At 55.1% G+C, this 12,898-nt stretch carries 9 protein-coding genes; 5 read left to right on the top strand and 4 right to left on the bottom strand.

Annotation, left to right across the window (positions count from 1 at the left end; genetic code table 11):
* The first annotated feature begins 22 nt into the window (after window positions 1-22).
* From AC0J4F_RS09845 to AC0J4F_RS09830, 4 genes are all read left to right on the top strand, one after another.
* Window positions 23-2,170: a GumC family protein gene (locus tag AC0J4F_RS09845; protein WP_473026109.1), complete on the top strand. Its 2,148-nt coding sequence runs from the start codon at window positions 23-25 to the stop codon at window positions 2,168-2,170.
* 335 nt (window positions 2,171-2,505) lie between these two features.
* Complete coding sequence (locus AC0J4F_RS09840; protein WP_473026108.1) at window positions 2,506-3,102, top strand: WecB/TagA/CpsF family glycosyltransferase; 597 nt, start codon at window positions 2,506-2,508, stop codon at window positions 3,100-3,102.
* Window positions 3,103-3,106: 4 nt separating this feature from the next.
* On the top strand, window positions 3,107-4,288 hold the full coding sequence (locus tag AC0J4F_RS09835; protein WP_473026107.1) for a glycoside hydrolase family 5 protein: 1,182 nt from the start codon (window positions 3,107-3,109) through the stop codon (window positions 4,286-4,288).
* Window positions 4,289-4,299: 11 nt separating this feature from the next.
* Window positions 4,300-5,415 (top strand): GNAT family N-acetyltransferase, encoded by a 1,116-nt coding sequence (locus tag AC0J4F_RS09830; protein WP_473026106.1) that lies wholly within the window; start codon window positions 4,300-4,302, stop codon window positions 5,413-5,415.
* A 21-nt stretch (window positions 5,416-5,436) separates the two neighbouring features.
* On the opposite strand, the gene AC0J4F_RS09825 is transcribed toward AC0J4F_RS09830, so the two are convergent.
* The 3 genes from AC0J4F_RS09825 to AC0J4F_RS09815 all read right to left on the bottom strand — a co-directional run bounded on the left by AC0J4F_RS09825 (window position 5,437) and on the right by AC0J4F_RS09815 (window position 8,576).
* Complete coding sequence (locus tag AC0J4F_RS09825; protein WP_133951908.1) at window positions 5,437-6,702, bottom strand: ABC transporter permease; 1,266 nt, start codon at window positions 6,700-6,702, stop codon at window positions 5,437-5,439.
* Window positions 6,699-7,475 carry an ATP-binding cassette domain-containing protein gene (locus tag AC0J4F_RS09820; protein ID WP_473026419.1) on the bottom strand — a complete coding sequence of 259 codons (777 nt, stop codon included), beginning with the start codon at window positions 7,473-7,475 and terminating at the stop codon, window positions 6,699-6,701. Before AC0J4F_RS09820 ends, AC0J4F_RS09825 begins: the two co-directional genes overlap by 4 nt.
* Window positions 7,476-7,577: 102 nt before the next feature.
* Window positions 7,578-8,576 carry a taurine ABC transporter substrate-binding protein gene (locus AC0J4F_RS09815; protein ID WP_209174582.1) on the bottom strand — a complete coding sequence of 333 codons (999 nt, stop codon included), beginning with the start codon at window positions 8,574-8,576 and terminating at the stop codon, window positions 7,578-7,580.
* Between the two features lie 350 nt (window positions 8,577-8,926).
* Between AC0J4F_RS09815 and AC0J4F_RS09810 the strand changes: the two genes are divergently transcribed.
* A complete protein-coding gene (locus AC0J4F_RS09810) occupies window positions 8,927-10,309 on the top strand; it encodes an aminotransferase family protein (RefSeq protein WP_133951902.1) in 1,383 nt (460 codons plus the stop codon).
* 102 nt (window positions 10,310-10,411) lie between these two features.
* Here the strand turns inward: AC0J4F_RS09810 and AC0J4F_RS09805 are convergent, their stop codons facing one another.
* On the bottom strand, window positions 10,412-12,853 hold the full coding sequence (locus tag AC0J4F_RS09805; protein ID WP_473026105.1) for a GcvT family protein: 2,442 nt from the start codon (window positions 12,851-12,853) through the stop codon (window positions 10,412-10,414).
* Window positions 12,854-12,898: the final 45 nt, after the last annotated feature.

The raw sequence follows: 12,898 nt of genomic DNA, 5'->3' as shown, positions 1-12,898 counted from the left end.
GATACGACTGGAGCGCCTTGACATGACCGCCATTCCAGGTGGAGCTTGGAACCAAGAGACTCCGGAAGGTCCGTTTTCACAAGACGGAAAACAGCGATACGGCGCATTCAACCAGGGTCTGATTGAATTCTCGCAAATCATCGGGTTCTTCCGCCGGAACCTTTTGCGCATCACGATCATCACAGGCGTTTTGACAGCGATCGCGCTTGTCCTGTTCTCGCTTTATCCGTTCCCGTACAAAGCGACTGCACTTGTTCTGGTTGACCCGCGCGAGCGCAGAGTGACACTTACCGAAAACGTTTTGCCGGGCATTGGATCAGATGCCGCTTTCCTGGAAAGTATCGTCCAAATCGTTCATTCCGATGGGTTTCTGCGCCCAGTGTTGGAAGATCTGGACGCCAAGACCGATCCGGTTTTTGCGCGTTCTGTAGGTCCTGACGACCGTGAATTGCTCGCAGCCTTCAAGCGGCGTTTGCAAGTCAATCGGGTGGGCGCGACTTTCATTGTAGAAATATCGTTCTCATCCAACGACCCAGATAAATCCGCTCTTTATGCCAATGCAGTCGCGCAAGCCTTCGTAGACAGCCAGACCGATGCTTTGGTGACCGCGAACGCCACTGCAGCTTCGTCCCTGGAAGAACGCCTGAACGACTTGAGGTCAAACCTTGAAACTTCTGAAAAAGCCGTTGCGAGCTTTAAGGCAGAGAACGGCATCATCGGCGTCACTCAAGACAGCACTTTGTTACAACGTGAGCTCATCACACTGAACGAACAGATTGTTGCTGCAAAGGCCGAAACAGAGGCCATCCGTTCAAGGGTTGAAAAGATCAGCACAGGCGCGGGTCTTCCGTCCACGACCGAACAATCGGACGCGGCACAGCTTGCAGAGCTGCGCCGTGAACGAGGCCAAATCCTCCAGAACCTCTCCGAGTTCAGCCGGGTCTACGGCGACCGGCATCCCCGTGTCACCTCAGAGCGCAGCAAGCTAGCCGGAATCGAACGGCAAATCTCTCTGGAACAAAGCAGGCTTCTTGCGATCCAAAAAGAGCGGCTTGAAAGCGCCAATTTCACTCTTCAAGCTTTAACCAATGAGCTCGATCAGAGAAAACAAACGGCCCTTCGAACCGAACGCGCCATGGTTCAGCTTGCAAGCCTGGAGCGTGAAGCAACCGCAAACCGGCAGCTGTATGAAGAGTTTCTGGCTCGGTTCAAGGCAACAGAAAAACAGAGTGGTCTGGAACTGGGGCAGGCTCGGATCGCATCGCCGGCCTTGCCTCCGCTGAAACCAAACCGGCCAAGTCGGGTTCTTGCTGGGCTTGTTTTCCTGGTCTTTTCGGGAGGCTGCGCGGTTCTTTATGCGTTTGCACGTGAGATGACAGGTGCTCCTGCAGAGAAAAAACGCGCGCCAAAGACGATGTCTCAATCGCTGTTTGGTTTTGGAAAACGTAAACAGACCAGACGCAAATTCAAAGAGGGCCACAAGCGATTTTCGGCGCCTGTTGGCAGATTGAATGAGACCATTCAGAAGATGGGCTTCCAGGAAGTCCCCGATCGCCCAATCCGCGCACAAAGACATGCCCGCGCGAAGGATCACGACCATCACCGGGCCCAGACCCAAACTCATGAAAGGTTCGATCCGAATAAAACTGCGCAGTATCTGAAGCGCGGTCCGCTGCGGCGTGACGTGAAGACCCTCCAAAGCAGAGGGGCAGTCGTGGTTGTAAGCTCACTTGAGCCGAACCTGGATCTGAGTGACGTCGTTCTCGGGATTGCAGCGCTTGCAGGACAGCGCGGGCTTCCCGTGTGGCTGCTGACTGAGAACCAGAACCTCATTGATACTCATCGGACAGCGCCCGGCTCCTTAGGCCTGCCTGCAGCTCGCGCAATTTCAATTGTTGATCCCGGGGAGATCGCAGCGAATCACTTCCGGAACCGGCGTTCTATCCTGGAGGTCGTTGAGGGCTTTTCAGTCAGCAACACAGCTCGTGATGCTTGCATGATCATTGACGCTCCGCCGGTGCGCAATCACGGCCAAGTCCAGCGCCTGTCAGAGTTTGCAGATCTGTTCGTCGTTGTAGAGGAAGAATTCGAACCGCACTCAATCAACGACGACCTTCTCTCTGGAATATCGTTAGAAGTGGAAGAAAAGCTACGTTGGGTAACGCTCTAATCTATTTCTACCAACCAGCATTTCTGTTTGCTGAACGTTAATTCCCTGACGTTATCTTGCACACTGCGAAAATTCCGGAGCCTGGCAAATAGACAATGAGTCCGCAGCGTCCAAGACATACTCAGAGTGACCAAAAAAAACATGGTCAGTGGGACGCCCGGCAGCTCGCTCAGCTAGCCCAGTCCTATCATGTCGTTGAGGTTCTCGGTGGGCTTCCAATCACATGGACGGATCGAAAAACCGCGGCCGAGACGCTGATCGCGCAAGCGCTCGCCAAGCGGGGTTCAGCCGAGAACCCCTATTATTCCACGTCTGCAAACGGACAAGTCATCGTCATGTGCAACGAGGACAATGCCGTGCGCCAGGAATTCCTCCAAGCAGACCAGATCCTTGCCGATGGGATGCCGATGGTTTGGATCGCTCGGATAAAACATGGTTTGCAGAATATCGAACGTGTCGCAACGACTGACCTTTATCACGACGTCGCGCTTGTGGCTCAAGATGTCGGCGCATCCTTCTATTTGCTCGGCGCCGATGAAAAATCCAACGCGGCGGCAGTCAGCAACACCCAGAAATTCTATCCCGATCTACACGTCGTTGGCCGGAGAAACGGCTATTTTGGGGCGAACGAAGAAGATGCAATTGTCTCGGAGATCAACGACCTCGCACCAGATATTTTATGGATCGGCATGGGGGTCCCCCGAGAGCAGCAGTTCGTATCTCGGAACCTCAAGAAACTGACCAATGTCGGTGTCATAAAGACCTCAGGCGGGCTATTTGATTTTCTGTCACTCAAGAATCCTCGCGCGCCGGAATGGATGCAAAATCTTGGTCTGGAGTGGCTCTACAGGACGATGCAGGAGCCACGCCGTCTCGGGCCCCGCTATCTTCAAACCAATCACAAAGCATTTTTTATCATGCTGAGAGACTGAGCGTATGTGGGTGCGCACTCTGGCAAGGCTTGTGCTGCCCGCATGCCTGGCAATGACTGCCTTCGGAGGTTCAAATGCCAGTCCACAAAATGCTGATCATTGTTTTTCCGCTCAGGCCTTTCCGGCATTTGAAAATCCTGCGCTTCTCGAAGCGATGGCGCGCGGTGTGAACCTACCCAATTGGGATGCTAATGACATTGCTTACCGTCCTGATTTGAGCACTCTTAGGCTGCTTTATACAAACGGCTTTACGCACATCCGCCTCCCCGTTTTTCATAAAGCGTTCAATACGGGCGACTGGGGATCCGAGGATCTTTCCAAGTACTCCGACGAACTCTTGGCTATGTTGCAAAACCTGCTTGCCACCGGTTTTACGGTAACGGTCGATTTTCACCCGGACGGGACGTTCAACCACGTCTATCGAACGGCACCGGACGAAGGATACCGACGTCTCGAAGACAGTTGGCGCTATCTTTCATCAGTTCTGGAAAGCACCAATCCAGCAAAGGTCGCCGTTGAGTTTCTAAATGAACCGGATACATTGCAAGAAATCTGGGAGGACCACATCCGACGGCTCTCCAGCCAACTAAGGGAATGGCTTCCAAATCATACGTTCGTCGTTGGCCCACACGGCCCCATGCGCCACGAAAGTCTTGTGAACTTTCCGCCACTGACCGACGCGAACACCGTTTACGCAATTCACTTCTACGATCCATTCATTTTTACCCATCAGGGCGCCGAATGGCATCCGCCGGACGATACGGCACGCCTTGCCACTGGCGTCCCTTTTCCAACGAAAGAAAACGATGCCCGGATCAGATCGCTGGTCTCCCGGCTCCAGGCGGAAGGGCATGACCAAGCCGCTGAGGAAATTCACCGGGTTTTCGAAGAGCCATGGACCAAAAAAGACGTCCAGAACGCCTTTGCGACAATTGAAAACTGGTCGCAGAAGTATGGGCTGCCGGTAGTCATAAATGAGTTTGGCGTTCTTTCCTACGATGCGCCGCGAAACGACCGCCTCTATTGGCTACAGACGGTTACAAAGGAAGCCGAAGCCCGTTGTATCGGCTGGACGCACTGGGATTATTCGGACGGTTTCGGTATTGTCGACTCGCGCACACAAGCATTGGACGAGGACGCGATAAACGCCCTGCTCCACCGTCCGGCTTCTCGAACAGCCGACTAGGAAACGCTGTTATGGATCATCAGAACATCAGTGTTCATTCCGGCTACCGGATCGAAGTCTGTAAGGAATACGATTTTCTATCCAATGAGTATTCAACTCTTTTCGAAAGCGCGGCGGCAACGGCCTTTCAAAGTCCGCTTTGGCTTCATGAATTCTACAAAACCCTTGTCCCAGGTTCCGGCGCAGAACCGATAATCATGAAAATCTATCGCGAGGGTCAGGAGCAACCAGAGGTAATTCTGCCGCTAGTGCGAGAAACGTATTTTGGAATTCAGATCATTCAACCGGCGGATCTTGGAGTGGCCGATTACAATGCGGTCATCGGATCGCCAAAAAGCCTGGAAGACGTCTGTGCTGTTCCTGGGCTCGCGAGCAAAATCCTCACGGCCATGAAGCCATATCATATTCTGCTCTTCCGCAAGCAGCCACCGTCCACCTTTGACGCGTCGAAGTTGTTTTCCAAAGCAAGAAAAACCCCGAACATCAGCAGCTCCTATGAAGTCGAAATCGAACAGACGCACGATCATTGGCTGAAGACGCATGTCTCCAAAAACATGCGCAAAGGATTGAGGCGAAAGCTGAGCGGGTTCCAGAAAGATCATGGCCCGCTTGAATACAGCGAACTCTCCAATGAGGCTGACATCGTGAACGCGTTCGAGATCATGCGGGATCTTCGCGCTGGCCGCTACGAAACAGACTTGTTTTCAAGGCCGGAGTATTTCGCTTTCTACCGGAACCTTGCGGTCAAGGGCGCTCAAACCGGCATGACTTCAACCTTCGTCGGCAAACTCGAAAATCGGATCATGTCGATCGATTTCGGCGTCCGTCACAAGGGCCGTTTCCTGTTTTTGCTGGCAGCTTTTGTCGATGATGAGGACATGAAGCGTTACTCGCTCGGGCTGCTCGGCCTTAATGAAAAGATCCGGCATGAAGCCGATTTGGGGACCACGATTTTCGATTTCACAATCGGTGACGAGCCCTATAAGCTCTCCTTTGGGGCAGAGCAAATTCCCCTTACAAATGTCACAGTCACAGCAGGCCCGATTGGCCAATTGGCATTCACCGCCTATCAGTCCCGCGGACCGTTCCGCAGGACTTTGAAGAAACTGATGCCAAAATTCAGCTGATGTCCTGGTTTGACCGCAGCATCAGCTGCGGCCTTTCCACGGAACGAGCCAGTTTTCAGCGCGGCGCATCAAGACATCAATGGCAAACCCAATCACACCGATCAATATGATCCCCATAATCACAATGTCGGTCAGCTGAAACTTACTGGCTGCGACGATCATCTTGCCGGCGCCCTTTTCAGCAGCCACCAGTTCAGCAGCAACCACCGTCCCCCAACAAACGCCCATCGCAACCCGGGCACCGGTGAAAATCTCGGGCAATGAATTGGGCACGATCACGTGCCACAGGATCTGCGATTTGGACGCTCCGAGGGAATAAGCGGCATGAACCTTGGATATATTGACGCCCGAAACCCCAGCACGCGCGGCAATCGTCATAATCCAAAGAGCGGCAAGGAACAGGAGGATAATCTTGCCGGACTCGCCGATCCCGAACCAGATGATCACCAGCGGGATCAAGGCCAAGGGCGGCACGGGCCGCATAAACTCGACGATCGGATCAAACCACCCCCGGAACCAGCCGGACAGTCCCATAGCATACCCAAGCGGGATGCCAATCAAGCTGCCAAGAAGGAACCCAGCGCATACTCGCAGCAGCGACCAGCCCAGATGGTCAAGCAAGGTAATGCCCTGATAGCCATCCCCGAAGATCTCAACATACCGGTGCCAGACAGCCTCTGGTGATGGAAGCCATATGGGCTCCATCTGCATGCCCTTGTCCGGGGTGAAGTTCAGCGACCCCTTTGCTGTCAGTGCGACCGAACCATCTGCTACAGATACAGGTGATCCAACAGCAATTGGCTGACCATCGATGGCGGTGATCTTGAAGCCTTCGTCCTCACGGCCCTCATCGTTACGGTTGACCCTGATCAGACCACTCCGCCAAGCGGCAACACTGTCGACATCGTTTTGCGCAAACCCACTGCTCGGGGCTGGTTCAGGCAGCTCCACATCTTCCCCGAGCTTGTGCACCACGACGGTCACGGTCGCGCTGTCGGTTTCTCCGGCCGAATTTTCAGCGGTGTAGGTAAACTCGGTGGTGCCCATATATGGTCCGGGCACATGGATTGGGGTCAGTTTGGAACCTGTGAAGGCCCCCCAGATAAAGAAGACAGCAAGGACCGAAATGACGGAGGCGATCCGGTTTGCCTTAACGGCGCTCTCATCGCCGAATGTCACGGTCTTCAAGCTTGTGAAATCGTTCCGGTGAACAATCCTGAGCGTGAAAAAATGAACGATGAAAAAGGCGGCCGCAAAAATCGCGATATAGGCAATGAGAATGGTCATTGGGCAGCCTCCGCGCGGCCCATGATTTCCTCTTCCATTTCCCAAATCATATTGAGGATTTCATCGCGTGTTTCTGAAAAGCCTTGTTCCCGCTTGACCTCACGAAGATCTGCATTCACGGCACTGTCTGCGAAGGGGAGCTGATACTCCTTGTGTATCCGTCCGGGCCTTGGCGCCATCACCAGCAGGCGTTCACCCAGCAAAAGGGCCTCCTCAACAGAGTGAGTAATCAGGATCACGGTTTTGCCGGTCTCCTTCCAAAGCTTCAGAACGAGCCCCTGCATCTTCTCGCGTGTCAACGCGTCCAGTGCTCCAAGTGGCTCATCCATCAAAATGACATCGGGTTCGTTGGCCAGACACCTTGCGAGCGCAACCCGCTGCTGCATCCCGCCAGAGAGTTCATAAACCGCTTTTTCCTTGAAGTCCTGCAGACCGACGATTTCCAGGAGATGATCAGTAATCTCATCTCTTTCCGTCTTCGCCATTCCCTTCATTCGGGGGCCGAAATCGACATTATGGCGCACGTTCATCCATTCAAACAAAGCGCCTTTTTGAAAGACCATGCCCCGTTCCGGCGCCGGTCCTGTTACCGTCTCGCCATTCAGAACAACCTGACCGTCAGTTGGCGCCAGAAAACCAGCGATTATATTCAAAAGCGTTGTCTTGCCGCACCCGGAGGGACCAAGAACGGAGAGCAATTCACCGTCGTTCAGAGTGAGGGAAACATCTTTAAGCGCCTGGATCGAACTGCCATTTGGCAGGTCAAAGCGCATGGAAATATTGTCTAATAGAAGCGGCACTTCACTCTCCCGGTTGCCCAGCCTGGATGGGCAGCGAGCTTCCCGCCCGCTGCACCGTTTTCGCGAAACCGCAGTTTACATGTTGGCGGCAGCACCGAGCGCAGACGTGTCGACCGCGCCGTCATAGGAATCCCGTGCAGACGGGATGCTGCCGGCATTCACGAACACTTCCGCAACGCCCTTCATGAATTCCTGCGACCCGCCGCCGAGCCACTTGGCGCTAAGCTGATCTTCAACGCTCGGAAACACGAAGGTTGCCATGGTGCTCGAGGTGTCATCTTCGGACATACCTGCGTCTTTTGCGATCACAGGAAGCATTTCAGCGGTGTTGTCGCCCGAGTTCCACATTGCATTGGCATCGGCCGTCACTTTCAGGAACTTGGCCAGGGTGTCACTTTCCTCTGCGATAAAGTCTGCAGGCGCAGATGTCACATCAAAGACCAGAATGCCGAGCTCTTCCTTCTCCGCACCTGTAAGAAGGACATTGCCATGCTCTTTCATGCGCCGGAGCGCACCACCCCACCCACAGACCATGTCGAGGCTACCCTGGGCAAAAGCCGCAGCGCCATCAGGCGGTGCCATGTCGACAATATCCATTGTGCCGATATCGACACCGAAATGCTCCATCTGCTTCAAGAAGCCATAGTGAGCTGCCGTACCGATCGGAACACCGACCTTCTTGCCCGCAAGCTCGCTGGCGCTGTCCTTGTCGATTTCAAGCTTCTCAGCAACGACGCAGTTGTCGTTCTCCGAGTAGCTCACAGCCACATCGACGATTTGCAGGTCCTGACCAGCGGATGTTGCGACGACGAAAGGTGGAACACCCTGGCTGACTGCGATCTGAACATCTCCGGAAGCCATCGCTGCCGACATCGCGGTGCCTGTGTCGAAGGAAACCCAGTTCACTTTCATGCCCAGCGCTTCGTCATAGAGGCCCTTTGCCTTGGCGTACTGGAACGGCATCGGCCATTCTAGAAAATATGCAACTGTCAATTCCTCTGCTGCTGCAGGCTGGAACGCCCCCATCAGGGCCAGAAGCCCAACTGCACCACCAAGTTTCGATTTCAACGCCATGGTTCCACTCCGTTATGTTTGTGGGTCTGCCAAGCACTAACAACAGGTATTGCTCACAAGCGCGCTGGCATTTGGTGACCGTCTCATTCCACTGGGTTTCAGGCAGTTCTGTCGCCGCCTTTTGTTTCCGGAAAAAGCGTATGAGCTGCGATTTCAGCTGACAAGCAACGGAATCCGTCTGGACCTATATCTGGCAAATCACTGGCCCTATTGCGTGATTGGTGGCTGTGCACAGTGGCGCATGATTGTGCATTGCGATGGGTTGCCCTCACTGTTTCGGCGGCGAACCACAAGCGCACGTTTTCAGCCGGATACCGGCAGGTTTTCCAATCAACTCTGGGGATGTGGCCATGGATGCTGTTCTTGCGAAAAACGACAATTCCGACGTCATTGCCGCCGACAAGGCGCATGTTTGGCATCATCTCATTCAGCACAAGACGTTCGAGACCGTAGACCCGCGCATCATCGTTGAAGGTAAGGGACTGCGCGTTTGGGATGCCGCTGGCAAAGAGCACCTAGACGGCGTCTCCGGCGGTGTCTGGACCGTAAACGTCGGTTACGGTCGGGAGACGATTGCTGACGCCGTCCGCGACCAGCTTGTGAAGATGAACTTCTTCGCAAATACGCTTGGATCTGTTCCAGGGGCCCTTTTTGCTGAAAGGCTAATCTCCAAGATGCCGGGCATGAGCCGAGTGTTTTATTCAAACTCGGGCTCGGAGGCGAACGAGAAAGTCTTCAAGATGGTCCGCCAGATTTCCAAGCAGCACCATGGCGGCAAAAAATCGAAAATCCTCTATCGTGACCGCGACTACCACGGCACCACAATTACGGCCCTGTCCGCTGGTGGTCAGGGCGAGCGTTCGGCTCACTACGGGCCGTTCACGCCTGGATTTGTCGCAGTTCCACACTGCCTTGAATACCGGAACCAATATGACAGCGCGGAAGCTTATGGTGAGCGCGCTGCTGACGCCATCGAAGAAGTCATCCTCCGCGAAGGACCGGATACGATCGGTGCGATCTGCCTTGAAACCATGACAGCGGGCGGCGGTGTCATTGTGCCGCCGGAGGGCTATTGGGAGCGTGTCCAGGAGATCTGCAAACGGCACCAAATCCTGATCCATCTCGATGAAGTCGTCTGCGGTGTCGGACGCCTTGGAACCTGGTTCGGATATCAGCAGTTCGGCATCAAACCTGACTTCGTTACAATGGCAAAGGGCGTGGCCTCCGGATATGCCGCAATCTCCTGCACCGTGACCACCGAAGAAGTCTTTGACATGTTCAAGGATTCGTCCGGTGATCCTTTGAGCTATTTCCGAGACATTTCAACTTATGCCGGTTGTGCCGCAGGTCCTGCCGCAGCGCTTGAAAACATGCGCATCATCGAAGACGAAGGCCTTCTAGAAAACACGCTGTCGATGGGCGCACGCCTGATGGAAAACCTGGAAGGCCTGAAGGAGAAACACGCCGTAGTTGGCGACGTGCGTGGCCGAGGATTGTTTGCAGGCGTCGAACTTGTGTCCGATCGTGAGACCAAGGAACCGGCTAATGAAGCCAAGGTTCAGGCCGTCGCAGGGCACTGTATGGCCCAGGGCGTCATCATCGGCATGACCAATCGGGCGCTTCCTGGCTTCAACAACACTTTGTGTCTCGCACCGGCATTAATCGCGACTGCCGATGACATCGACCACCTCACAAGCTCGATTGATGAGGCACTCACAGCGGTGTTCAGTTAAGGATCGGAATCCGGCCAATCCAGCGCCGGTTATCCCAGCTGGTTAAAGAGCAAAAACCCCGGCTTCTGTCCGGGGTTTTTCGTGAGTGACGGATTTTTCTGTTTAGACCTTCATGCGGCTGCTCGTCGGATCATAGAGCGGCTTGAGGCTCGCGGTTGCCGGCACGCGAGTGCCCGCAATCTCGATTTCATAGGCCGAGCCTAGAACATCAGCAGCACTTTCCCCCTCGCACGGCACGTAGCCAAGGCCAATCGCGGCGCCGAGTGCGTGTCCATAGGCCCCGGATGACAGGTACCCGCAGACCTCGCCCTCACGAAGGATCGGTTCGGCGTGGTAGAGCATGGGCTCCGGATCCTGTAGCTGGAACTGTACCAATCGGCTTTTAGGACCAGTTTCCTTGCGCTCTAAAATGGCGTCCCGACCGATGAAACCAGGCTTGGAGGTTTTGGCGGCAAAGCCGAGACCGGCATCGATGACATGGTCTTCGCAGGTGATGTCATGGCCAAAGTGCCGGAAGGCCTTCTCCATCCGGCAGCTGTCCATGGCATGAAGGCCGCACAGTTTCAGCCCCTCATCCCGGTCGGCCTCCCAAAGCGTTTCGAAGACATGCGCAGCAAACTCGGTTGGCACATAGATCTCCCAGCCGAGTTCGCCGACGTAACTGACCCGGTGGGCACGAGCGAGTGCCATGCCTATTTCAATATCCTGAGCCGTGCCGAACGGGTTGGTTTCATTGGTAAAGTCGTTTGGAGAAACCCGGCCAAGCAGCTCCCGTGACATCGGTCCCATCAAAGCCAGAACCGCTTCACCGGAAGTCACATCGGTCAGCACCACTTGGTTATCACCCAAATGACGCCGCAGCCACGTCTGGTCCGCCAGTCGGGTGGCAGCCGGAGTGACCATCAGATAAGCGGTTTCGCTCAACCGCGTGACTGTGACATCGGCCTCGATACCGCCAGCCTCGTTGAGCATCTGCGTGTAGACAATCCGGCCTGCCGGCACGCTCATGTCGGCACCGCAAACGTGATTAAGGAAACCTTCTGCATCCGATCCTTCAACGCGGATCTTTCCGAAGGAGCTCATGTCATATAGTCCGGCGCTTTCCCGGATCGCCATGTGTTCACGGGCGCTGTTCTCAAACCAGTTCTGGCGTTTCCAGGAATACTCATAGGCGCGGTCCTGTCCGGGATCTGCGAACCAATTCGCCCGTTCCCATCCGGCCAGTTCTCCCATCACAGCCCCCTGATCCAAAAGATGCCCATGGAGGGGTGTTCGCCGGATCCCACGCGCAGTCGCCTTTTGCCGGTAAGGGAAATGATCGGCGTACAACAGCCCGAGCGTTTCCTTCGATCGTTCAAACAGATAGGTCTTGTTGCCCTGAAACGGTTGCATCCGGGAGATATCGACATCCCCGAGATCAAATGGTTTTTCGCCGCTTTCCATCCAGGCGGCCAACGCCATACCAGCGCCACCTGCGGACTGGATCCCGATGGAATTAAAGCCTGCCGCGACCCAGAAATTCTCCAGTTCCGGGGCAAGACCCAGATGGTAGGCATCGTCCGGCGTAAAACTCTCAGGCCCATTGAAGAAGGTATGGATCCCCGCCTCGGCCAGCATCGGCATGCGTTCGACCGCAGCTGCAAGGATCGGTTCGAAATGATCAAAGTCTTCCGGCAGCTGGTCGAACTCGAACTGGTCGGGAATGCCGGTCATTCCCCAGGGCTTGGCATTTGGCTCAAATGCGCCAAGTAGCATCTTGCCGGCGTCTTCCTTGTAGTAGGCACACTCGTCCGGGACACGCAGGACCGGCAGTTGCCCCAGGCCGTCGATCTGCTCGGTCACGATGTAAAAATGCTCACATGCATGCAGTGGAACGTTGACCCCTGCCATCCGGCCAACCTCATGCCCCCACATGCCGCCGCAATTGACCACCATCTCGGCTTCGACAAATCCGGTTTCACCGTCTTGCTCCCAACTGACGCCGGTGGCTCTCCGGTCTTTGACCTCTATCCCGGTCACTTTGACCCGCTCCAGGATCTTTGCGCCTTTTTGGCGCGCTCCCTTTGCCAGAGCCAGTGCGATGTTTGCCGGGTCGCCCTGACCATCAAGCGGCAGGTAGACAGCTGCGGTCGCGCCACTTGTGTTGACATGCGGATAGCGGTTCTGGACTTCGCCGAGTGAAATTTCTTCAACCTCCACCCCGAACGCCCGTGCCATGGAGGCCTGACGCAGAATTTCCTCCCGGCGTTCTGCGGTCAGCGCCATCGTAATCGATCCGCATCTTTTGAAGCCGGTCGATAAACCCGTTTCGTCTTCGAGAGAGCCGTAGAGCTCCTGGCTGTATTTGGCGAGACGGGTCATGTTCTGGGTTGCCCGAAGCTGCGCAATCAGGCCGGCTGCGTGCCAGGTCGTTCCGCTGGTGAGCTGCTTGCGTTCCAGAAGCAGGATATCGCTCCAGCCTTGCTTGGCCAGGTGGTAGGCAACTGAACACCCGATGACCCCGCCACCGATAATGACAACGCGGGCTTTTGAAGGAATGGCCATGACTTATCGTCCAAATCTGGATTGAAAAAACTGACGCTTTGAAAG

The organism is Roseibium sp. R5 (assembly GCF_055755305.1).
Note: the sequence above shows the minus strand (reverse complement) of the source record. Positions and strands in the feature narration are given on the sequence as shown.